This window comes from Brevundimonas sp. 'scallop' (assembly GCF_011045535.1).
In the GTDB taxonomy this organism is placed as follows: Bacteria; Pseudomonadota; Alphaproteobacteria; order Caulobacterales; family Caulobacteraceae; genus Brevundimonas; species Brevundimonas vesicularis.
On the sequence record NZ_CP039382.1, the window covers coordinates 1,994,029 to 2,016,398 of the forward strand.

The window sequence follows — 22,370 nt, forward strand, 5'->3', positions numbered from 1 at the left end:
GCATGGCCACGCTTCGCCCCGACACGCTGGCGACCTCGCTCGCGCGAATCTTCGAAGGTCGCATGGTCGACCGGGCCAGTTGGTTCGCGCTGACCGGCGGCGAGCCGCTGTTCACCGAGGGCGATCCGGCCGACACCCTGTATCTGGTCCGCTCCGGCCGTCTGGGCGTGTTTCGGATGGAGGCGGATCAGCCGCCGCACATGCTGGGCGTGGTCAAGGCGGGAGAGCCGGTGGGCGAGATGGCGATGCTGGCCGGCACGCCGCACACCGCCACCGTCGTCGCCTTGCGCGACAGCGAGATCCTGGCCCTGCCGCGCGAAGCCTTCTTCGAGGCCGCCCGCACTGAGCCGGATCTGATGGTCGAACTGTCGCGGCTGATGATCCACCGCGCCCGCGAACGCACGGCGGGCGCGTCCGAGCCCAGCGTCTTCGGCTTCGTCTCGGCCCGTCCCCGCCCCATCCGCGCCTTTGTCGAACGCATCGCCGCCGCCATCCAGGCTATGGGCTTCACCTGTCAGGTCATCGATCAGTCCGCCCTGGCCTCGGCGTCCGAATGGTTCAGCCGGGTGGAGGGCGACCACGACTATGTCCTCTATGTCGCCGAACAGGATCAGCCCGCCTGGGCCAGCCTATGCGCGCGCCAGGTGGACCGGATGTTCGTCGTCGGCAGCGGCCTTCTGGCGCCGCCGTCCGCCGTGCCGCGCCGCCAGGGCTTCGGCGACGGCCGCCGCCTGACCGACCTGATCCTGCTGCGCGACCCGCGCATGCATCACCCGGCCAACACACGCGTCTGGCTGGATGCGCTACAGCCCGATCGCTGGTTCCATTGCGTCGAAGGACTGGCCACCGACGCCGAGCGCATCGCCCGCGTCGTCACCGGTACGGCGGTCGGACTGGTCCTGTCCGGCGGCGGCGCGCGGGCCTATTGCCACATTGGCGCGATCCGGGCCCTGGAAGAGGCCAAGGTGCCCATCGACTTCGCAGGCGGCGCCTCCATGGGCGCGGTCGTCGCCGCCGGCCCGGCCCTGGGCTGGTCATTCGAACGGCTGGATTTCGAGATTCGGCGCGCCTTCGTCGAGTCCGACCCGCTGTCGGACCTCGCTGTGCCGATCATCGCCATGTCCCGCGCCCGCAAGGTCGCCCGTCTGCTGGAGCAGGCTTACGGCGACATCGATCTGGCGGACCTGGCCCTGCCCTTCTTCGCCGTCTCGTCGAACCTGACCTCGGGCAGGATTGAGGCGCATCGCACGGGCCTGATGCGGCGGGCCATGCGCGCCTCCATCGCCATCCCCGGCGTCCTGCCGCCGGTCGTCATGGACGGTCAGGTGCTGGTCGACGGCGCCGTGCTGAAGAACTTCCCCACCAGCGTGATGCGTCAACTGAACAGCGGCCCGATCATCGGCGTCGACATGTCCCAGACGCGCGGCGTCGATCCCCAGGCGCTGGAGAATCCGCCGTCCTGGTGGAAATGGGTCCTGTCCGGCGCCTGGAAGGCCGGCCCGCCCATCGTCTCCATCCTGATGCGTTCGGCGACCATCACCACCGACGCCGAGATGACCCAGTCGCGCGCCGACGCCGACATTCTGGTCCTGCCCCAGGTCGCCGGCAGCGACATTCGCGACTGGAAGACCTACGACGGCCCCGTCGCCACGGGCTATGAGGCGATGAAGGCCGCGTTGGCCGAACTGACGGTCCCCGTCACCCACCTGAGGCGACGGGTTCCGGTGCTTTAGGTCACAGCGGCGCGCAGGCCCGCTTCAGCCAGTCCAGCGCCTCGCCGTCTATCAACGGCCCGACCTTGGCCAGCGTTTCGGCGTGATAGGCGTCGACATAGGCCCGCTCGTCCGGCGTCAGCATCTCGACCGCGATCAGCTTGCGGTCGATCGGCGCGAACGTCAGCTGCTCGAACCCGTGCATCGGCCGCTCGCCGCCCTCGGGCACCTCAGCCGGCGTCACCACCTGCAGGGTCTCGATGCGGATGCCCCAGTGGCCTTCACGGTAATAGCCGGGCTCGTTGGACAGGATCATCCCTTCCAGCAGCGGCTGGGACGTGCCCCATTTCGCGATCCGCTGCGGCCCCTCGTGGACGCCCAGATAGCTGCCGACGCCGTGGCCGGTTCCGTGATCGTAATCCAGCCCCGCCGCCCACATCGGAGCCCGCGCAATGGCGTCCAGCGCCATGCCGCTGGTCCCCGCCGGGAAACGGATCATCGCCATGGCGATGTGCGCCTTCAGAACCAGGGTGAACTTGTGGCGCTGATCTTCGCTCGGCTCGCCCACCGCCATGGTGCGGGTCACATCGGTCGTGCCGTCCAGATACTGACCGCCGCCGTCCACCAGCAGCAGCGAGCCCTTCTCGACCTTGCGAATGCTGGCGCCCACCGGCTTGTAATGCGGCAAGGCCCCGTTCGACCCGGCCCCGGCGATGGTGTCGAAACTCAGGTCCTGCAACGCCCCGGTCTCCTCGCGGAACCGCTCCAGCGCCTCGACCACCTCGCGCTCGTCCGGCAGGGTCTCCTGCACCACTGTATCGACCCAGTGCAGGAACCGGCTCAGCGCCGCCCCGTCGCGGATATGCGCTTGGCGGCTGCCCTCGATCTCCACCGCATTCTTGGCTGCGCGGGGAATGGCGCATGGGTCCATCGCCCGCACAACCGTCGCGCCCGCCGCGTCCAGCCGGTCGAAATACCAGGCCGAGGACAGCGACGGATCGATCATGACCTTTCGGCCCGACAGCCCGTCCAGCGCAGCCGGCAGCTGCTCGGTCGCCTCGATGCGGACATCGTCGCCCAGCCAGGCCGGCAACGCGTTCGTCACCTTGGCCGGGTCCAGGAACAGCCGCACCTTGCCGTCCGCCGCCAGGATGGCCTGACCGATCGGAAGAGGCGACCGGATCACGTCCCCGCCGCGCACATTGAACAGCCAGGCGATCGACATCGGCGCCGTCAGCACCACCGCGTCTGCGCCGGCGTCCGCCACGGCCTTGCCGATCCGCGCCCGCTTGGATGCATGGCTTTCGCCGGAATAGGCGTCCTCGTGCGGCACGACCGGCGCCGTCGGCTGGGCCGGACGACCGGCGCCCCAGGCCAGGTCCAGCGGATTGGCGTCCACGGCGCGCAACTCGGCCCCCGCCTTCTGCGCCGCCGCCTTAAGGGCGACCAGGGCATCCGGGCTGTGCAGACGCGGATCATAACCGATCACCGCCCCCTTCGCCGCCGTCTCGAGATAAGCCGCCACGTCATTGAGGTCGCGTCGCTCGAAAAGCGCCGGATCGGTCTGGGCCTTGACCTGAACGGTGTAGCGACCGTCGGTGAACATGCTGGCGCGATCCTGAAACACCACCGCCGCCCCGGCCGAGCCGGTGAAGCCGGTCGCCCAGGCCAGGCGCTCATTGGCGTCCGGCAGATACTCGTTCTGATGCTCGTCCTCATGGGGGATCAGAAACCCGTCCAGCCCCTGCTTCGCCATTTCGGCGCGCAGCAGCGGCAGGTTTTTGGCCCCAAAGGACGGGTCGGTCGTCTCGTCGAAAGTCTGGCGCATGATCGATCCTCAGCCCTTTCGCAGTTGCAGGGCGCTCCAGGCGTCGTGATGGATGGTCTGTTCGACCGTAAAACCCAGCGGCAGATAGGCCTCCAGCACCCGCTCCTCCTGCGTGCGCAGCAGGCCCGACAGGATCGCGACCCCGCCGCTCTTCAGCGCCGCCGCGATCTCGGGCGCCAGATGCACCAGCGGCGCGGCCAGGATGTTGGCGAACACCAGATCATACGGCTGATGCTGGGCGATGCGAGGATCGCTGAGGCCATCGGCGAAATAGAAGTCGCACTTGGCCTCGTTGATCTCGGCGTTCTCATTGGCGATCCGGGCCGAGGGCTCGTCGATGTCGGTGCCGACCGCGATGGGGGTGCCCGTCTTGGCCGCCGCGATCGCCAGCACGCCCGTGCCGCAACCCACGTCCAGCACCTTCTCAAAGCTTTCGGTCTCCAGCAGCTTGTCGAACGCCTCCAGGCAGCCGACCGTCGTGCCATGGTGGCCTGTGCCGAATGCGGCGCCAGCGTCGATCTTCAGCGTGACGCGACCCTCGGGCACCTTACCCTGATCGTGCGCGCCGTAGACGAAGAACCGTCCGGCCTCGACCGGCGGCAGACCCGACAGCGACATGGCCAGCCAGTCGGCGTCCGCCAGCTTCTCGACCAGCACCGTCACCGGATAGCCCGCCAGCACCGCCTTCAGCCCCTCGACCTCGTCATCGGTCGTGGGGAAGGCGTCGATGCGCCAGACGTCATTGTCCTCGTCCTCTTCCAGGATCGAATAGGTCGCGCCTTCCAGCCGCGGATCGGCGTCTACGGCCTCTGCGGCGGCCTCTGCGGCGGCGCGAGGGCCACGGGCGATTATCTGAAGTGCGGACTCGGACATTTTTCAAACACCGGTAATATGGCGAATCGTAGCGATCCGGTGCTGAACGCCCGTCGCCGCCGCGTTTTTATCAAACCGAGGGGTCGGGGAATACATGGCCAAGTCACCGTCTACGTCTAAACCAGCGTCGCCAAAGCCGGCGACCGCCGCTTCCAAGCCTAAAGCCGCGCCGAAGTCGAGCGCCGTGAAGACCACCGCCGAGAAAACCGCTGCGCCCAAGGCCGCTGCTAAGCCGGCAGTCGCTGCGCCGAAGGTCGCCGCCGCGAAGGCTGTCGCGCCCAAGGCTGCGGCGCCCAAACCCGCCGCCGCCAAGCCTGCTGCTAAGCCGGTCGCCGCCAAGGCCGCAGCCAAGCCGACAACCGCCCCTGCCGCCAAGGCTGCTCCGAAAGCCGCGCCGAAGGCTGCTGCACCCAAACCCGCCGCCGCCAAGGCGGCAGTGAAGGCCGCTGCTCCGAAAGCGGCCGCCCCGAAGGCGACGGCGGCAAAGCCTGCAGCGGCGAAACCTGCTGCCCCCAAGGCCGCCGCTTCGAAACCCGCCGCCGCCCCGAAGGCTGCGCCTGTCGCCAAGCCGGCCACAGCGGCGCCCAAGCCTGCTGAACCCGTCGCCGCGCCCAAGCCCGCCGCTGCCCCCGCCGCTGCGGCGTCCGCGCCTACGCCGGCTCCGGCTCCCAAGCCGGCCCCGGCGCCCGCCGCCAAGCCCGAGGAAAAGGGCTTCTTCGCCAAGCTGGGAGATATGATCTTCGGCAAGCGCTGATCGCATTTCCTCTCATGATCCAGCAGATCGCCGGACGGCACGCCCGTCCGGCGATTTTCGTTTGCGGGCCGCGATTTACAGTCTGCGGCTGGCTGAACGAAAACCAGGAATACTTGACTTCTGCGCAGGGGCTTCTATATGCCCCCCAGCCTCGGGACAGGTCTGCGATCCGCGCCGCCCGCTCGCCCAAAGAGGGGCGGTTCCGTCGCTGCTATGCACGCAGACGCTTTCTCTCCCAAGGATTCATGACCGAATTTTCCCAACTGGGCCTTTCGCCCACGACCCTTCAGGCCGTCGCCGACACCGGCTACACGACCGCCACGCCCATTCAGGAACAGGCGATCCCCGTCGCCCTCGCCGGACGTGATGTTCTGGGCATCGCCCAGACCGGCACCGGCAAGACCGCCGCCTTCACCCTGCCCCTGGTCGACCGCCTGTCCACCGGCCGCGCCAGGGCCCGCATGCCGCGCGCCATTGTCCTGGCGCCGACGCGCGAACTGGCTGACCAGGTCGCCGAGAGCTTCGCCAAATACGCCAAGGGCACCAAGCTCAGCTGGGTCCTGCTGATCGGCGGCGTCTCCATGGGCGATCAGGTCGCGGCGCTGAACAAGGGCGTCGATGTCCTGATCGCCACGCCCGGCCGCCTGCTGGATCTGTTCGAACGCGGAAAGATGCTGCTCACCGGCGTCGAGATCATGGTCGTCGATGAAGCCGACCGGATGCTGGACATGGGCTTCATCCCCGACATCGAACGCATTTTCAAACTGACGCCGCCGCGTCGCCAGACGCTGTTCTTCTCGGCGACCATGCCGCCGGAGATCACGCGCCTGACGACCGCCTTCCTCAAGGATCCGACCCGGATTGAGGCCTCGCGTCCGGCGATGACCGCCGACACCATCACCCAATATATCGTCCGTATCCCGACCTCGGATCCCAAAGCGAAGCGGACCGCTCTACGCGCCCTGGTGGGCCGTGAGGACGTGCGTAACGGCATCGTCTTCTGCAATCGCAAATCCGAAGTCGATATCGTCGCCAAGTCGCTGAAGACCCACGGTTTCGACGCCGCGCCGATCCACGGCGACCTGGATCAGTCGCACCGGATGAAGACCCTGGCGGACTTCCGCTCGGGCGCGCTGAAGATTCTGGTGGCTTCGGATGTCGCCGCGCGCGGCCTGGACATCCCGGACGTCAGCCACGTCTTCAACTACGACGTCTCGCATCACGCCGACGACTACGTCCACCGCATCGGCCGCACCGGCCGCGCCGGCAAGCTGGGCCAGGCCTTCATGATCGTGACCCCGGCCGACGACAAGTCGCTGGATAAGGTGCTGAAGCTGATCAAGAAGGATCCGGAAGAGCTGGTGCTGGACGGCATCGACTTCTCCGCCATCAAGGACGGCCCGCGCCGCGACGACAAACGCTCGGGCGAACGCGGTCGCAGCCGGTCGCGCACAAGCAACGCGGCCACCCCGTCGGCCGAACCTGCCGACATCGCCCCCGTCACCGCCGCGTCTTCGTCTGAAGAGGCCGAGGCGCCACGCAGCCGCAGCCGCCGCAAGGCCCGCCCCGAGGTGCCGGTCGAAGTCGCGGCTCCCGTCGCCGCTGCAGTCGAGGCGGAAGCGACCGTCGAACCCGTCGAGACGGCTCGCGCCCCACGTCCCGACCGTGCAGATCGTGAGCCGCATCTGCTGCAATCCGATCGCCGCGGCGACCGCAAGGCCGACAAGAGCGATACTCAGCGCCAGGGCGTGCGTGGCTTCGGCGACGACATCCCCGCCTTCCTGCGCCGGCCCGTCGTCATCCGCGCCTGAACTCGTACACAACGGCGCGGTGAAACGCCGCGTCGTTTACTCTGCATTACGGAACATCCCGTAGTGTGCGCCCCGACACAGCTCCAGAACAGGAGCCCAGGGGAACAAGAATGTCGAAAAAGGTCGAGACGGCGCTAAGAGCTCCTCAAGCCTATGCTTTGGCGCGCAACGTCATCGGCGAAATGGAAAAGGCCGGCGTGTGGCCCACGCCGCTGAACTTCGAGCTCTGGCTGCACTACATCAGCGACCCTGACGGCCCCCTGGCCCAGGAAATCCGCCGTCTGCTGGCGCAGTCCGCCGTTATCACTGACAAGACGTCCGAAATGCTGGCCGCCGAGTTCCTGCCGCGCGGTCGCCTGCCGGATCAGATCCGCGACGTCGGCGCCGTGCTGGATCGCGAATTGGCCAGCGTCGCCAGCGCCATCGCCATGGCGCACAAGACCCAGCACGACTATGGCGAAACCCTCGCCGACGCCTCTCAGTGCATGGAAACTGTCGACGATCCGTCTTCGCTGAAGGATCTGGTCGGCGGCCTTTCGACCGCGACCAACCGGGTGCGCCGCGAAACGGCGATCCTCGAAAAGCGTCTGGAAAAGTCCAACAAGGAAGTCATCCGTCTGCGCGAAAACCTGGAACAGGTGCGCCGTGACGCCATGACCGACGCCCTGACCAATCTGGCCAACCGCAAGGCCTTCGATGAACGGCTTGAGGCCGCCTGCGCCGAGGATGATGGCGCGCCGCTCAGCCTGGCCATCCTGGACATCGACCATTTCAAACGGTTCAACGACACCTGGGGCCACCAGACCGGCGATCAGGTGCTGCGCTATGTCTCCACCGTTCTGTCCAATATCTGCGGCAAGACACGATTCGCGGCCCGGTTCGGCGGCGAGGAGTTCGCCATCATCTTCCCTGGTGAAGGCGCTGGCGTCGTCATGGCCGCGTTGGAGAGCATCCGCAACGACGTGGCGTCACGCGCCCTGCGCCGTCGTTCAACCAATGACGACCTGGGCTCAGTCACGGTTTCTGCTGGCTTCGCCCAGCGCCAAAAGGGCGAAACCGCCGCCAGCCTGCTGGAACGCGCGGACGCCGCCCTGTACGAATCCAAACGCGCGGGCCGAAACTGCGTCACGCCGGCATCATCGCTCGAAAAGGCGGCTTAGGGTCTGACAAGGCCAAGCTTTCTGCCATAGTCGCCCCATGCGCAGTTTCGCCTTCAATGCCGCCTACTGGATCCTGTCGATCGGCTACGGGCTGACCGCCGCCTTCGCCGCGCTCGCCCCCGGTCGCGGCCCGGCCAGTTGGGTCATCCGCCGCTATGTGAAGCGCATGGTCCAGGCCATGTCGATCTTCGCCGGCATCAAGCTGGACGTTCGCGGCAAGGACCGGTTGCCCGCGGGCGCCTTCATCATCGCCTCAAAACATCAAAGCTGGGGCGACGGCTTTGCGACCTACGATCAGTTCGACGACATCGCCTTCGTCACCGGCGACCACCTGGAAAAGTTTCCCCTACTGGGCGGCGTGCTGAAGAAACTGGGCGCCATCGTCGTCAACTCCTGCGGCGGCCACGAAGCCCGCAAGGCCCTGGCCATGCGCGCCGCCGAGGCCAGCGCTGAGAACCGCAAGATCCTGATCTATCCCGAGGGGCACCTCGCGCCCGTCGGCAAGAAGTTCAAATACCGCTCCGGCGTCTGGCACACGTACCGCGACTTCGACGTGCCGGTCGTGCCGCTCGCTACCAACCTCGGCCTCTTCTGGCCCGAGGAAAAGTACGAGAAGCACCCCGGCACGGCGACGCTAGAGTTCCTCGACCCGATCCCTGTCGGCCTTCCCAAGGACGAGTTCCTGGCTCGCCTCGAATCTGTCACCAGACCCGCACCGCCGAACTCGTCGCCCAGGCCACGGGTCAACCCGTGACGCCGGCCGTGCTTATCGACACACCGACTAAATAGAGGGCTAGCGCTTCTTTCCCGACGCCTTCTTGACCGCCACATCCAGCGACCGCCGCGCCCAGGCGACGGCTTCGTCGGGATCGTCCAGAGCCGCTTCGGGCAGGGTCCAGTAGCCCATGCTCATCGTGCGGCCGTCCTTGGTCGGATAGGTGAACTGACGCGAGCCGGCCTCGACGAAGGCCGCGCCCAGCGCCTCGTCGCCCTTCAGCCAGACCACGCCGTCGTCCAGCAGCGCGAACATGACGCCGGCGGCATAGACCCCCGCCCCGCCGAACATCCGCTTGATCTCCAGGCGACCGAGCGCGTGGAAATGCTCGCGCACCCATTCACCGAAGTCGGGGTCGTAGGCCATCAGACCGGGGCCCTCTCAGTCGGCGGCGACCGGCACGATGGTCACGCTCTCGCCGCAGCCGCAGGCGTCAGTCTGGTTCGGATTGTTGAACACGAACTTGGACGCCAGACGCGTCATCTCATAGTCGATCTCGGTGCCGATCAGGAACAGCACGGCCCGAGGTTCGATCAGAATGGTGACACCCTTGTCCTCGACCACCTCGTCCATCGGCCCGATCTCGTCGGCATAGGCGAAGGTGTATTCCTGCCCGGCGCAACCGCCATTCTTGACCCCGATCCTCAAACCGATGTGATCGTTCTCGGCATTGTCCAGGATTTCGCGCACGCGCTCGGCGGCGGCGTCCGTCAGGGTGACGGCCTTGGGGCGCGGGCGACGCGGCCGGGATGTGGCTTGAAGTTCGCTCATCAGAACATATCCATCAGAACATGTTCAGGGCCAGCTTGGCCTCGTCGCTCATCTTGGAGGCGTCCCACGGCGGATCGAATACCAGATTGGCCTTGGCGCTGCGCACGCCTTCGACCTTCTCCACCGCCGTCTCGACCCAGCCCGGCATTTCGCCGGCGACGGGACAGCCCGGCGCCGTCAGCGTCATGTCCACCACCACATCGCGATCGTCGTTGACGTCCACGCGGTAGATCAGGCCCAGCTCATAGATGTCGACCGGGATTTCCGGATCATAGACCGACTTCAGCGCCTCGATCAGTTGATCGGTGAGGGTGTCCAGCTCGGCCTGCGACAGGGCGCTCTTCTGAGGTTCGTCCCAGGCGTCCTTGAAGGCGTCGCTGTCTTGAATCGGTTGATCTGTCATCGGCTTACACGAAGAAGTTCCGCGCCTTGATCAGCGCATCCACGAAGGCGTCGGCATCCTCCACGGTGTTATATAGGGCGAAGGAGGCGCGGGTGCTCGACGTCACCCCCATTCTTTTCGCCAGCGGCTCGGCGCAGTGCAGACCTGCGCGCACCGCGACCCCGTAACGGTCCATGATCTGGGCGACGTCATGGGCATGCGCACCCTCGACGGCGAAGGTCAGGATCGCGCCCTTGCCTTCCGCCTGCCCCAGAATCCGCAGCCAGTTCTGACCCTGAAGTCGGTCAACAGCGTGCTGATAAAGGGCATGCTCATGCGCTTGCACGGCCGCCCGGTCGTATTGCGCCAGCCATTCCAACGCCACGCCCAGGCCGATGGCCTCCAGGATCGGGGGCGTCCCTGCCTCGAAGCGGTGAGGCGGCCGGGCATAGGTCACGCGGTCCTGCTCGACCGTCTCGATCATCTCGCCCCCGCCCTGATAGGGCGGCAGCGCCTCCAGCGCCTCGGCCTTGCCGTACAGGGCGCCGATGCCGGTGGGCGCAAACAGCTTGTGCCCGGTCAGCACATAGAAGTCGCAGCCGATGGCCTGCACGTCCGGCGTCGCATGGACCGCCCCCTGGCACCCGTCGATCAGCACCTGAGCGCCCGCCGCTTGGGCCAGTCGCGTGATCTCAGCGACCGGATTGATCGTCCCCAGCACGTTCGACATATGGGTGACCGCCACCATCCGCGTCCTGGGCCCCAGCAGGTCGGCATAGGCCGCCATGTCCAGTGCCCCGTCGTCCTTGACCGGAATCCACTTGATCACCGCCCCGCGCCGTTCGCGCAGCAGATGCCACGGCACGATGTTGGAGTGATGCTCCATCTCCGAGACGATGATCTCGTCGCCCGGCTGGATCGACAGGCCCAGCCCATTGGCCACCAGATTGATCGCCTCGGTCCCGCCCTTGGTCCAGACCACCTGTTCGGCGCTCTCGGCATTCAGAAAACGGGCGACGATCTCGCGCGCCTTTTCGAAGGCTTCGGTCGCCTCGTTCGACAGGGTGTGCAGGCCCCGGTGGACGTTGGCGTAGCCGCCCTCCATCGTCGCCACCAGGGCGTCGATCACCGCGCGCGGCTTCTGCGCAGAGGCCGCATTGTCCAGATAGACCAGCGGCTTGCCGTTCACCTGTCGCGACAGGATCGGGAACTGCGCCCGCACGGCATAGGGATCGAAGGTGTTCACAACCGCGCCGTCAGCCATTCCCGCGCCACCTCTCTCGCGCCATCATGCTCAATCCGGTCGATGACCTCGATCAGGAAGGCCTGGGTCAGCAGGGCGCGGGCCTCATCGGCCGGAATGCCGCGCTGCTGCATGTAGAACAGGGCGCTCTCGTCCAGCGTCCCAACGGTGTTGCCGTGCGCGCACTGCACGTCGTCGGCATAGATGATCAGTTCCGGCTTGGCGTCGATCTCGGCCCGCTCGCTGGCGATCAGGGCGTGGTGGCCCATGCGCGCATCGGTGCCGTCGGCGCCGCGCTCGACCACGATCTTGCCCTGGAAGACGCCGCGCGCCGTATCGCGGGCCACGCCCTTGATCAGTTGCGAGGTCGCGCCGTCGTGTTCCACGTGACGCACCACGCTGGTCAGGTCCGCATGACGCGATCCGTTCAGTAGATACAGGCCGTCGGCCTGAACCTGCGCACCCTGGGCATAGTGGGTGATGCGCGTCTCGATCCGCTGCAGCTTGGCGCCGGTCGTGACGATGGTCTGGCGATAGACGCCGCCCGCCTCGACCTTCACATGGGCTTCGGACACGGAAATCGCGTCCTCCGGCTCCTCGACCAGGACGACGCGCGTCACCTCGGCGCCGGCCGCCACGTCCAGTTCCAGCGTATTGTGCGCCACATAGGCCGAACCCGCGCCCTCGTGCGTCTCCAGAAGCAGCAGCTTGGCGCCGGCGCGCGCCGAAACCCGCGCGCTGGCCGTGTGGCCCGTGCCTACGGCGTCCGACACATAGCGCAGCCTCAGGGTCCGCTCGCCCGAGGCGATGAAGTCGGTCACGCCGACGGCGCGTCCGTTGGCGAAGACGATCGCCTCCCCGCCCAGATCATAAAACGGTCCCGGCGGCCCGACCTCAGCCGTGCCTGACGGCTCCGGCGCGGCGCGAAGATAGCGCTTCAGGTCGCTGTATTTCCACGCTTCCGTCCGTCGCGACGGATAGGTCTCGGCGTCGGTCAGGTCGATGGCGAAGGCCGCGCTCATGCCGCCCCCTCTAGGACGGGCGGCAGATATTTATCGTACCCTTCCGCCTCCAGCTCCAGAGCCAGCTCCGGCCCGCCCGAGGCCACGATCCGACCGCTTGCCAGCACATGCACCCGATCCGGTTTGATGTAGTCGAGCAGGCGCTGATAGTGGGTGATGACCAGCATGGCGCGGTCAGGACGACGCAGTGCATTCACCCCTTCCGACACGATGCGCAGGGCGTCGATATCGAGGCCGGAATCGGTCTCGTCCAAGATCAGCAGCGACGGCTCCAGCAGGGCCATCTGCAGGATCTCCATCCGTTTCTTCTCGCCACCGGAGAAGCCGACGTTCAGCGGCCGCTTCAGCATGTCGAAGTCCATCTTCAGCGCCTTGGACGCCTCGCGGACCAGCTTCAGGAAGGCGGGCGCCGCCACCTCCTCCTCGCCTCGCGCGCGCTTTTGCGCATTCAGCGCCGTCCGCACGAAGGTCAGGGCCGGCACGCCGGGGATCTCGATCGGATACTGGAACGACAGAAACACCCCCTTGGCCGCCCGTTCGGCCGGATCCAGCGCCAGCAGGTCCTCGCCCGCCCATTCGACAGACCCTTCCGTCGCCTCATAGCCCGGCCGTCCCGACAGGGCGTAACCCAGCGTCGACTTGCCCGCGCCGTTCGGCCCCATGATGGCGTGCACCTCGCCCGCTGGAACGTTGAGCGTCAGGCCCTTCAGGATCGGCTTTTCGCCGACAGAGACGTGGAGGTTGTTAATATTAAGCATTGTTTCTTCTTGATTATCCAACCGAGCCTTCAAGGCTGATCGCCACCAGCTTCTGCGCCTCGACGGCGAACTCCATCGGCAGTTTCTGCATCACGTCGCGGACGAAGCCGTTGACCAGAAGGGCCACCGCCTCCTCCTGCGACAGCCCCCGCTGCTGGGCGTAGAACAGCTGGTCGTCCGACAGGCGCGTCGTCGTCGCCTCGTGCTCCAGTTGGGCCGAGCCGTTGCGCGCCTCGATATAAGGGATGGTGTGCGAGCCGCACTCCTTGCCGATCAGCAGGGAGTCGCACTGGGTGAAGTTGCGCACGCCCGTCGCCTTCGGATGCACCGAGACCAGGCCTCGATAGGTCGAGTCCGACTTGCCCGCCGACACTGCCTTGGCGATGATCCGCGACTTCGAGTTCTTGCCCAAGTGGATCATCTTGGTGCCGGTGTCGGCCTGCTGATGTCCGTTGGTGATGGCGATGGAATAGAACTCGCCCGAGCTTTCTTCGCCCTTCAGGACGCAAGACGGATACTTCCAGGTCACGGCCGAGCCGGTCTCGACCTGCGTCCACGACACCTTGGACCGATCGCCCCGGCAGTCGGCGCGCTTGGTCACGAAGTTGTAGATGCCGCCCTTGCCCTCGGCGTCGCCCGGATACCAGTTCTGGACCGTCGAATATTTCACCTCGGCGTCGTCCAGCGCCACGATCTCGACCACGGCTGCGTGCAGCTGGTTCTCGTCGCGCATCGGCGCGGTGCAGCCCTCAAGGTAGGAGACGTAGGCCCCCTTGTCGGCGATGATCAGGGTCCGCTCGAACTGGCCTGTCTGGCTGGCGTTGATGCGGAAATAGGTCGACAGCTCCATCGGACATTTCACGCCCGGCGGGATGTAGACGAATGACCCGTCCGAAAAGACCGCGCTGTTCAGCGCTGCGAAATAATTGTCCGAGACCGGCACCACCGACCCCAGATACTGCCGAACCAGATCAGGATATTCGCGCAAGGCCTCGGAAATCGGCATGAAAATCACGCCGACCTTGGCCAGTTCCTCCTTGAAGGTCGTGACCACCGACACGCTGTCGAATACGGCGTCCACGGCGACCTTGGGCGCGCCCTGCACCCCGGCCAGCACCTCCTGCTCCTTCAGCGGGATGCCCAGCTTCTTGTAGATTTCCAGGATCTCTGGATCGACCTCGTCCAGCGACTTGGGCCCCTCCTTCGCCTTGGGCGCCGCATAGTAGAACAGGTCCTGATAATCGACGGGCTCGTAACGGACCGCCGCCCAGGTCGGCTCCTCCATCGCCAGCCAGCGCTCATAGGCGGCCAAACGCCATTCCAGCATCCATTCCGGCTCGCCCTTCTTTTCGGAAATGAAGCGCACGATCTCGGCGCTCAGTCCCTTGGGCGCATATTCCGTCTCGATGTCGGACGTGAAGCCGTGCTCGTACTTCTCCAGCGCGGCGACGGCGTCGATGGTTTCCTTGACGGCGGCCATCAGGCGACCTCTCTCACGCGCTCGGCGGCGCGCGTCTTGTGCTTGTTGTAGGCGGCGACCCAGGCGTCGGCGAACCGCATCCAGTCACCTTCGACCGTGCCCCAGCCGCCGGAGACGCGCACGCCCCCGGTCGCCAGCGCATTCAGGCCCATGGCGCTGATGGTCTTGGACGGCTTCACCTTGCCCGATGAGCAGGCCGAGCCGGCCGACACCATGACGCCCGTCAGGTCCAGGGTGATCAGTTGCTGCGGACTGTCCCAGCCCTCGACGGCCATGAACAGGGTGTTGGGCAGCCGCGCCACGCCGCCGCCGATGATGGTCGCGCCTGCGGCCTTGACCTTGGCTTCGGCCGCATCGCGCCAGGCGACGTGCGAGGCCATCGTCTCCAGATCCCGCGCAGCGCAATCGGCCGCGACGCCGAACCCGGCGATGCCCGGCACGTTCTCGGTCCCGGCGCGCAGGCCCCGCTCCTGCCCTGCGCCGTGCAGGATCCGCACGCCCGAGAGGACTTCCTTGAAGATCAGGGCGCCGACGCCCTGCGCCCCGCCCAGCTTGTGCGCAGACAAAGTCAGGGTGTCCGCGTCCAGCGCGCGCATATCGACCGCGATCTTGCCCGCCGATTGGATGGCGTCGACATGCAGCCAGGCGCCCGCCGCCCGCACCAGGGCCGCCGCCTCGGCGATCGGCTGGATGACGCCGCTTTCATTGTTCGCATGATGGATGGCGACCACGGCCCGGCCCGGGCGGTTCAGCGCCTCCGCCAGCCAGTCCAGATCGACCACGCCGTTCGCATCGACCGGCAGCACCTCGACCGGCGCCCCCGCATTCGCCGCCGTCTCGGCCACGCACGGATGTTCGGTCGCCGACACGATCAGCCGCTCGCAGCCGGCCGCCAAGGCGCTGGCGATGCCCTGGGCGTTGGCTTCCGTGCCGCCTGAGTTGAACACCACCGCCGTCGGATCGGCCCCGACCAGGTCCGCGACCTGCGCCCGCGCGGTTTCGACCCGCGCCCGCGCCCGCCGGCCGGCCGCATGGACCGCCGACGGATTGCCGTTGTCGGCCAGGGCCCTGGCCATGATCTCCAGCACCTGCGGCCGCACCAGGCCCGAGGCGTTATAGTCCAGATAGACGCCGCTCATGCCGCGACCCCCACGGCCGAGGCTTCGACATTGCGCCGACGCTGGCCCGTGCGGTTCATCACCACATCCTCCAGCGACACGCCCGCCAGATAGCGATGAATTTCGTCGCCCAGGTCTTCCCAAAGATTGTGGGTGATGCAGCGTTCGCCGGCCAGCATGCAGCCCTTGGGCGAGCCATGCGCCACGCACCGCGTCGCCCGGATCGGTTCATCCACCGCCAGCACGATCTCGGCGACCACCGTCTCGTGCGCCGCCTTGGACAGACGGTATCCGCCGCCCGGCCCGCGCACGCTCTTGACCAGTTCGCTCTTCCTCAGACGGGCGAACAACTGCTCCAGATAGCTCAGCGAAATCTCCTGGCGCGCGGCGATCTCGGCCAGCGAAACCGCCCGGATTTCACCGCTCTCGCCGCGTCCGTTCTTCGCCAGATCGGCCATCGCCATCACGGCGTATCGTCCCTTGGTCGACAGACGCATTTCGCCCCTTCAAAAATTGCGCGCTTTTCGGGGCTCCTGTGCTAGAACCCGCGCCTTCGCAAAGGCGGCGCGCTTGCGGAGGGACTTAGAAAGTCCCACCTCCGCGGTCAAGTATTACGCACTCGCGAAATGACAGTTGAACGGATTCCAGAGCCCCTATGCCTGAAGTCATCCTGCCCGGCGCCTCCGGTCGCATCGAAGGCCGCTATTCCCCGGGCAAGCGCCCGAATGCCCCGATCGCGCTGATCCTGCATCCGCACCCCAAGGCGGGCGGACATATGAACAACCCGGTCGCGGTCACCCTGCACCAGCTGTTCCAGCAGCGTGGCTTTGCGACCCTGCGCTACAACTCGCGCGGCGTCGGCAAGTCGCAGGGCGAGTTCGATTCGGGCATCGGCGAGCTGGCCGACGCGGCCACCGCCCTCGATTGGCTCCAGGCCAACAACCCTGGCGCCAGCCAGACCTGGGTCGCCGGCTATCAGTTCGGCGCCTATATCGGCATGCAGCTTCTGATGCGTCGCCCCGAAACGGACGGCTTCATCTCGGTCTCGCCGCCGTCGAACATGTATGACTTCAGCTTCCTGGCGCCCTGCCCGGCGTCCGGCCTGTTCCTGCACGGCACTGCCGACACCATCGTCCCGCCTGTCGAGGTCGAGCGCGTGGTCAACAAGCTGCGCACCCAAAAGGGCATCATCATCGACTACGAACTGGAAGAGGGCGCCAGCCACTTCTGGCAGGACCACATGAGCGCGGTCGAAACCCGCGTCGGCGCCTATCTGGACAAGCGTCTGGAAGAAAAGCCGGCCTAACATCCGGCCTGATATTCGGCTTGGCGTCACGGCTGATTAAGGCGCGGGCGGCATGATCGGGCGAGACATCGCTGCGAGATCCGCCATGCGTCCGCCCCTTCTGATCGCCCTGATCGCCTCTCTGGCCTTGCCCTCGGCCGTTGCGGCTCAGTCGACTCCCGCATCAGAGCGCGATTTCTGCGCCGATCGCCCCGGCAAGGGCACGCCTGCCTGCATCCTCGACAAGGGCCGCTGGCAGGTCGAACTCGGCCTGTTCGACGGCGCGCGTCAGACGGACGACGTCACACGGACCGACACCTGGGACGCCGGTGACCTGTTCGTGCGCTATGGCCTGACCGGCCTGACTGAGCTTCAACTCGGACTCACGACCTGGAACCACGAACGCATTCTCGACCGCGCGACCGGCGATCGTGATGTGAACGAAGGCGTCGGCGATCTCAGTATCGGCCTGCGGCACTCGCTGAAGAACCCTGACGGCTCGGGCCTGTCCCTCGCGATTTCCGGCTTCATCACCGCGCCGACGGGTGCGCGCGGCATTCGCGCCGACGGGTTCGAGGGCGGCGTCATCCTGCCGGTCTCCATCCCGCTGAACGACGACTGGAGCCTGAGCCTGTCGCCCGAGGTGGACTGGGTTTCGGATGCGGACGGCGACGGCCGCCACGGCGCCTATACGATGGTCGCAGGCGTAGGGCGCGGCTTTGGCCAATGGGACCTAGGCGCCGAGGTCTGGATCAGCCGCGACGATGATCCCGTCGCGCCGACCACGCCATCCACCTTCGACCTGACCGCCGTCTGGTCGCCGCCGTCCCTGCCCGACGCCCAGCTGGATTTCGGTCTTAACTTCGGCCTGAACGACGACAGCCCGGACGTGGAGTTCGGTGTCGGTCTCGCACGGCGGTTCTAACGCGCCGTTGCGGATCAGACCTGTCGCTGCGACAAATGGGTATGGCAGATGCGACCGACATCCCCGGCGGCGTGGTTCATGACTTGCCGGACGACCTGCGCGCGTCGTTGGTCGCCGCGCCGGACGCCTTGGCGACCTGGCGCGACATCACGCCCCTGGCCCGCAACGAATGGATCTGCTGGATCGAGACCGCCAAGAAGTCGGAAACCCGGCGCAAACGGCTGGATTGGGGCCGGGCGAGCTTGACCGACGGCAAACGCCGCCCCTGCTGCTGGCCCGGTTGCCCTCACCGTTAAGCGATCACGCCGGTTCGGCCACCGCCTCTTTCGCCGGTTCGGTACGGATCATGTAGTCGAATGCCGACAGCCCCGCCTTAGAGCCTTCGCCCATGGCGATGACGATCTGCTTGTAGGGCACGGTCGTCGCGTCGCCCGCCGCAAAGATGCCCGGCTGCGAGGTCTCGCCGCGGTGATCCACCTCGATCTCGCCGCGCGGGGTCAGGCCCACCGCGCCGTGCAGCCATTCGGTGTTCGGGACCAGACCGATCTGCACGAAGATGCCTTCCAGATCGACGTCGTGATGGGCGTCCGAGTTGCGGTCCTTGTAGGACAGGCCCGTCACCTTCTCGCCGTCGCCATGCACCTGGGTCGTCAGGGCCGAGGTCACAATCCGCACGTTCGGCAGGGTCGCCAGCTTGCGCTGCAGCACCGCATCGGCCCGCATTTCGCTGTCATATTCGATCAGGGTCACATGGGCGACGATGCCCGCCAGGTCGATCGCCGCCTCGACGCCGGAGTTGCCGCCGCCGATCACCGCCACCCGCTTGCCCTTGAACAGTGGCCCGTCGCAGTGCGGGCAATAGGCCACGCCCTTATTCTTGTACTGCTCCTCGCCCGGCACGTTCATCTGGCGCCAGCGCGCGCCCGTCGACAGGATGACGGTCCGTGATTTCAGGCTGGCGCCATTATCCAGCACCACCTCGTGCAGGCCGCCCGCAACCTTGGCCGGTATCAGCTTGGCCGCCTTCTGCAGGTTCATCAGGTCCACTTCATACTCGCGGACGTGTTGCTCCAGATGAGCCGCCAGCTTGGGTCCTTCGGTGTAAGGGACCGAGACGAAGTTCTCGATCGCCATCGTATCCAGCACCTGTCCGCCGAAGCGTTCGGCGACGACGCCCGTGCGAATGCCCTTGCGCGCCGTATAGATGGCGGCCGCCGCTCCGGCCGGCCCGCCGCCGACCACCAGAACCTCGAACGGATCCTTCGACTTCAGACGCTCGGCCGCACGGGCCTCGGCGCCGGAATCCAGCTTGGCGACGATCTGCTCCAGCTCCATCCGGCCCTGACCGAACAGTTCGCCGTTCAGGAAGACCGTCGGCACGGCCATGATCTTGCGTTCCTCGACCTCGTCCTTGAACAGGCCGCCCTCGATGGCGACGTGTTTGATGCGCGGATTGATCACGCTCATCAGATTCAGCGCCTGCACCACGTCCGGGCAATTCTGGCACGACAGCGAGAAATAGGTCTCGAACACATAGTCGCCGTCCAGGTCCCTGACCTGCTGGATCACCTCCTGCGCCGCCTTGGAGGGATGGCCGCCGACGTGCAGCAGGGCCAGCACCAGCGAGGTGAACTCGTGGCCCAGCGGAATGCCCGCGAATCGCACCCCGATGTCCGTGCCCTTGCGCCGGATCAGGAAGCTGGGCTGACGCTCGTCGTCATAGTCGCGGCCCATCTCCACCTTGCCGTGCGAGACCGAGACGATCTCCTCAAGCAGGGTCTTCAGCTCGATCGACTTGGGCCCCGCGCCCAGCGAGGCGACCAGTTCGACGGGATGGACGATGTTCTTGAGGTAGGCTTCGAGCTGGGATTTCAGATTGGCGTCTAGCATCGGATGCTCCTCGAATTTCAGGGTAACGCGCCGCCTTCGAGCCGATCCCGGCGAGGCCTGCGCGATAAGGTCCGCGTCCCGCATTTGGGAGGCGGCCGGGTGGGTCCGACCCGAAGGCCGGACCCGATAGGCGTAGTCAGTCTTAGATCTTGCCGACGAGGTCGAGCGACGGGGCCAGGGTGGCTTCGCCTTCTTCCCACTTGGCCGGGCAGACTTCACCCGGGTGCGAGCGCACATACTGGGCGGCCTTGACCTTGCGCAGCAGTTCGACGGCGTTGCGGCCGATGCCTTCCGACGTCGTCTCGGTGAACTGGATCACGCCGTCCGGATCGACCAGGAAGGTGGCGCGGTCGGCCAGGCCCACGCCCGGACGCATGGCGTCGAAGTTGTTGGTCACCAGGCCCGACGGATCGCCCAGCATCGTGTATTCGATCTTGCCGATCGCCGGCGACGAGTCGTGCCAGGCCTTGTGCGAGAAGTGCGTGTCGGTCGACACCGAATAGATCTCGACGCCCAGCTTCTGGAACTCGGCGTAGTGGTCAGCCAGGTCTTCCAGTTCGGTCGGGCACACGAAGGTGAAGTCGGCCGGATAGAAGAAGAAGATCGCCCACTTGCCCGCGACGTCGGCGTCCGTGACCGTCAGGAATTTGCCGCCCTTATAGGCTTCGGCCGTAAAGGGTTTGATGGTCGTGTTGATGAGGGCCATGCGCAAAATCCAATGCAAGGTGGTTGGGAGACCCCCTCCCTACCGCACCGCACCAAATAAGCCCAATCACTTATTTGCAGATGCGCAATAGATTTTGGTTATGGCCGTCAATAGAGCAGGAACGGTCGCCGGGCCTTCTCCCACGCCGCCTCGTCCGGCTGCGTCGCCGCATCCAGATCGCCTGGCGTCGCCGCCGCGTCGTCCACCCATTCCCGCAACCCCGGTCCGCCGTTGATCACGTCGATGGGCAGTTTGCCGAACGCATACTCATAGGGAAAATCCCGCCACAGATCGTAGTCGGGATACAACCGACGGATCGCCTTGAAGCCCAGGGCCTGAACCCGCCACGGCTTGAAGGCCGCATGGTCGTAGCCAGGGTGATCGACGTGGATCTGCACCCCGCTGCACAGCTTTCCGACGTGCTTATGGAAGGTCGGCTCGAACCACATGTCGCGCAAGATGCAGCCGCCCAGCCAATCCGGCGCCAGCGCCTGCATTTCCGCGATCACCGCCCGGGCATCGATGTCCGGCGCTCCGAACAGCTCCAGCGGCCGTGTCGTCCCCCGCCCTTCTGACAGGGTCGCCCCTTCCAGCATCACCGTGCCCGCATAGGCGCGCGCCATCGACAGGTTCGGCGCATTCGGGCTGGGATTGACCCATGACCGGTCCAGCAGCGGCCAGCCGAAGCCCGGCCCCGCCTCGGGCGCCCAGCCCTGCATCTCCACCACCCGATAATCCACATCCAGCTTGAACTGGTCGATGAACCACAGGCCCAACTCGCCCATCGTCATCCCGTGCCGCATCGGCATCGGCCCGGCCCCGACGAAGCTTTCCCAGCCGGGCTTCAGCGTCATCCCCTCGACCGGCCGTCCCGCCGGATTGGGCCGGTCCAGCACCCAGACCGACTTGCCGTGTTTCGCCGCCGCCTCCAGCACGTACAGAAGGGTCGTCACATAGGTGTAGATTCGGCAGCCCAGGTCCTGCAGATCGACCAGCAGCACGTCGAACTCGGCCATCCATTCGTCGCGCGGCCGCCGCACCTCGCCGTACAGGCTGAAGACGGGAAAGCCGTGCACCGGATCGCGATAATCCGGGCTCTCCATCATATTGTCCTGCAGATCGCCCTTCATCCCGTGCTGCGGGCCAAAGGCAGCGGTCAGCAGGATCTCGGGACAGGCGGCCAGCGCGTCCACCGCATGGGTCAGGTCCGTCGTCACCGACGCCGGATGCGCCAGCAAGGCCACGCGCCGTCCCTTAAGCTGCGCCCTCAGGGCGTCGTCGGACAAAAGGCGGTCGAGGCCGAAGTTCATGTCAGGTCCAGCGCGAACGAGTCGGGATGATGAAAGTCCGGCTTATCCGAAGGATGCGCCAGCGCCCAATAGCCGATCGCCCCGTCCACGCCCCGGATCACCGCCGCCAACCCCGCCGCCCCGACCGCATCCTCCGGCAACGTCACGTCCGCCGTCAGCACGAACTGTCCGGGCGCCGACCGCGTCACGATGAACGGCGCGGGCATCTCCAGATCCCGCATCCCCTCGCGATAGCCGTCGAACCGATAGGCCGCCCACGCCCCCGACGGCGACAGATTGTATTCGACATAGCCGCCCGCCTCGGTGCGAACGAACGCCTCGAAACAGGTTGCCTGCCACAGCCCATCCGTCCGCACCCGCGCCGCCGTCTCCGGCCGCCACACCCCATCCACCGGTCCGGCCAGCATATACTCCAGGCTCAACACCCGCCCGGCTCGCCGCGCCTCGACCTCTAGCGTCAGCCCGGCCGGGCTGGATGTCGGGTGCGGGATCAGAGGCAGACGCATAGAGCCTTCGTATCGAAGCAACGCGCACGGTCAACGCTCATGCATCGCCGTGACGCTCACC

Annotated in this window: 23 protein-coding genes; 8 read left to right on the plus strand and 15 right to left on the minus strand. The window is 66.5% G+C overall.

Annotated elements, in window-relative coordinates:
• Window positions 1-2: 2 nt before the first annotated feature.
• Complete coding sequence (locus E4341_RS09985; RefSeq protein ID WP_165117007.1) at window positions 3-1,733, plus strand: patatin-like phospholipase family protein; 1,731 nt, start codon at window positions 3-5, stop codon at window positions 1,731-1,733.
• 1 nt (window position 1,734) lies between these two features.
• On the opposite strand, the gene E4341_RS09990 is transcribed toward E4341_RS09985, so the two are convergent.
• Both E4341_RS09990 and E4341_RS09995 read right to left on the minus strand, forming a co-directional pair.
• The gene (locus tag E4341_RS09990) at window positions 1,735-3,540 is read right to left on the minus strand and encodes an aminopeptidase P family protein (protein WP_165117009.1); all 1,806 of its coding nucleotides are present in this window, start codon (window positions 3,538-3,540) and stop codon (window positions 1,735-1,737) included.
• A gap of 9 nt (window positions 3,541-3,549) precedes the next feature.
• Window positions 3,550-4,413 (minus strand): 50S ribosomal protein L11 methyltransferase, encoded by an 864-nt coding sequence (locus E4341_RS09995; RefSeq protein ID WP_017506170.1) that lies wholly within the window; start codon window positions 4,411-4,413, stop codon window positions 3,550-3,552.
• Between the two features lie 184 nt (window positions 4,414-4,597).
• On the opposite strand from E4341_RS09995, the gene E4341_RS10000 reads away from it, so the two are divergent.
• From E4341_RS10000 to E4341_RS10015, 4 genes are all read left to right on the plus strand, one after another.
• Window positions 4,598-5,167 carry a hypothetical protein gene (locus E4341_RS10000; protein ID WP_165113666.1) on the plus strand — a complete coding sequence of 190 codons (570 nt, stop codon included), beginning with the start codon at window positions 4,598-4,600 and terminating at the stop codon, window positions 5,165-5,167.
• 245 nt (window positions 5,168-5,412) lie between these two features.
• On the plus strand, window positions 5,413-6,978 hold the full coding sequence (locus E4341_RS10005) for a DEAD/DEAH box helicase (protein ID WP_165117011.1): 1,566 nt from the start codon (window positions 5,413-5,415) through the stop codon (window positions 6,976-6,978).
• 110 nt (window positions 6,979-7,088) lie between these two features.
• Window positions 7,089-8,138: a GGDEF domain-containing protein gene (locus E4341_RS10010; protein WP_091746499.1), complete on the plus strand. Its 1,050-nt coding sequence runs from the start codon at window positions 7,089-7,091 to the stop codon at window positions 8,136-8,138.
• Between the two features lie 37 nt (window positions 8,139-8,175).
• Window positions 8,176-8,892, plus strand: coding sequence for a lysophospholipid acyltransferase family protein (locus E4341_RS10015; protein ID WP_370458446.1), 717 nt, complete (start codon window positions 8,176-8,178; stop codon window positions 8,890-8,892).
• A 39-nt stretch (window positions 8,893-8,931) separates the two neighbouring features.
• Here the strand turns inward: E4341_RS10015 and E4341_RS10020 are convergent, their stop codons facing one another.
• The 9 genes from E4341_RS10020 to E4341_RS10060 are packed head-to-tail and all read right to left on the minus strand — an operon-like array spanning window position 8,932 to window position 16,184.
• Entirely contained in the window at window positions 8,932-9,279 is a 348-nt protein-coding gene (locus E4341_RS10020) for a TfoX/Sxy family protein (RefSeq protein WP_165117013.1), read from the minus strand.
• 15 nt (window positions 9,280-9,294) lie between these two features.
• The gene (locus tag E4341_RS10025; protein WP_165117015.1) at window positions 9,295-9,684 is read right to left on the minus strand and encodes an iron-sulfur cluster assembly accessory protein; all 390 of its coding nucleotides are present in this window, start codon (window positions 9,682-9,684) and stop codon (window positions 9,295-9,297) included.
• 13 nt (window positions 9,685-9,697) lie between these two features.
• Window positions 9,698-10,087, minus strand: coding sequence for an SUF system Fe-S cluster assembly protein (locus E4341_RS10030; protein WP_017504008.1), 390 nt, complete (start codon window positions 10,085-10,087; stop codon window positions 9,698-9,700).
• A 4-nt stretch (window positions 10,088-10,091) separates the two neighbouring features.
• Entirely contained in the window at window positions 10,092-11,330 is a 1,239-nt protein-coding gene (locus E4341_RS10035; protein WP_165117017.1) for an aminotransferase class V-fold PLP-dependent enzyme, read from the minus strand.
• A complete protein-coding gene (gene sufD / locus E4341_RS10040; RefSeq protein WP_165117019.1) occupies window positions 11,309-12,331 on the minus strand; it encodes a Fe-S cluster assembly protein SufD in 1,023 nt (340 codons plus the stop codon). Before sufD ends, E4341_RS10035 begins: the two co-directional genes overlap by 22 nt.
• Complete coding sequence (gene sufC, locus E4341_RS10045; protein ID WP_165117021.1) at window positions 12,328-13,089, minus strand: Fe-S cluster assembly ATPase SufC; 762 nt, start codon at window positions 13,087-13,089, stop codon at window positions 12,328-12,330. The genes sufD and sufC overlap by 4 nt, the downstream gene beginning before the upstream one ends.
• Before the next feature lie 13 nt (window positions 13,090-13,102).
• Window positions 13,103-14,569 (minus strand): Fe-S cluster assembly protein SufB, encoded by a 1,467-nt coding sequence (sufB, locus tag E4341_RS10050; protein ID WP_165117023.1) that lies wholly within the window; start codon window positions 14,567-14,569, stop codon window positions 13,103-13,105.
• Entirely contained in the window at window positions 14,569-15,708 is a 1,140-nt protein-coding gene (locus tag E4341_RS10055) for a cysteine desulfurase family protein (RefSeq protein WP_165117025.1), read from the minus strand. The genes sufB and E4341_RS10055 overlap by 1 nt, the downstream gene beginning before the upstream one ends.
• Window positions 15,705-16,184, minus strand: coding sequence for an Rrf2 family transcriptional regulator (locus E4341_RS10060; protein ID WP_165117027.1), 480 nt, complete (start codon window positions 16,182-16,184; stop codon window positions 15,705-15,707). The genes E4341_RS10055 and E4341_RS10060 overlap by 4 nt, the downstream gene beginning before the upstream one ends.
• Window positions 16,185-16,342: 158 nt before the next feature.
• Here E4341_RS10060 and E4341_RS10065 point away from each other — a divergent pair, with 158 nt between their 5' ends.
• The 3 genes from E4341_RS10065 to E4341_RS10075 all read left to right on the plus strand — a co-directional run bounded on the left by E4341_RS10065 (window position 16,343) and on the right by E4341_RS10075 (window position 18,193).
• A complete protein-coding gene (locus tag E4341_RS10065; protein ID WP_017504016.1) occupies window positions 16,343-16,993 on the plus strand; it encodes an alpha/beta hydrolase in 651 nt (216 codons plus the stop codon).
• Window positions 16,994-17,078: 85 nt separating this feature from the next.
• Window positions 17,079-17,897 (plus strand): transporter, encoded by an 819-nt coding sequence (locus E4341_RS10070; protein ID WP_165117029.1) that lies wholly within the window; start codon window positions 17,079-17,081, stop codon window positions 17,895-17,897.
• A gap of 35 nt (window positions 17,898-17,932) precedes the next feature.
• Window positions 17,933-18,193: a YdeI/OmpD-associated family protein gene (locus tag E4341_RS10075; protein ID WP_082503440.1), complete on the plus strand. Its 261-nt coding sequence runs from the start codon at window positions 17,933-17,935 to the stop codon at window positions 18,191-18,193.
• 4 nt (window positions 18,194-18,197) lie between these two features.
• Here the strand turns inward: E4341_RS10075 and ahpF are convergent, their stop codons facing one another.
• From ahpF to E4341_RS10095, 4 genes are all read right to left on the minus strand, one after another.
• Entirely contained in the window at window positions 18,198-19,787 is a 1,590-nt protein-coding gene (gene ahpF, locus E4341_RS10080; protein ID WP_165117031.1) for an alkyl hydroperoxide reductase subunit F, read from the minus strand.
• A gap of 142 nt (window positions 19,788-19,929) precedes the next feature.
• Window positions 19,930-20,493 (minus strand): alkyl hydroperoxide reductase subunit C, encoded by a 564-nt coding sequence (gene ahpC / locus E4341_RS10085; RefSeq protein WP_165117033.1) that lies wholly within the window; start codon window positions 20,491-20,493, stop codon window positions 19,930-19,932.
• Between the two features lie 107 nt (window positions 20,494-20,600).
• The gene (locus E4341_RS10090; protein ID WP_165117035.1) at window positions 20,601-21,803 is read right to left on the minus strand and encodes an exo-beta-N-acetylmuramidase NamZ domain-containing protein; all 1,203 of its coding nucleotides are present in this window, start codon (window positions 21,801-21,803) and stop codon (window positions 20,601-20,603) included.
• Window positions 21,800-22,309 (minus strand): DOMON-like domain-containing protein, encoded by a 510-nt coding sequence (locus tag E4341_RS10095; protein WP_066551353.1) that lies wholly within the window; start codon window positions 22,307-22,309, stop codon window positions 21,800-21,802. Before E4341_RS10095 ends, E4341_RS10090 begins: the two co-directional genes overlap by 4 nt.
• Between the last annotated feature and the right edge of the window lie 61 nt (window positions 22,310-22,370).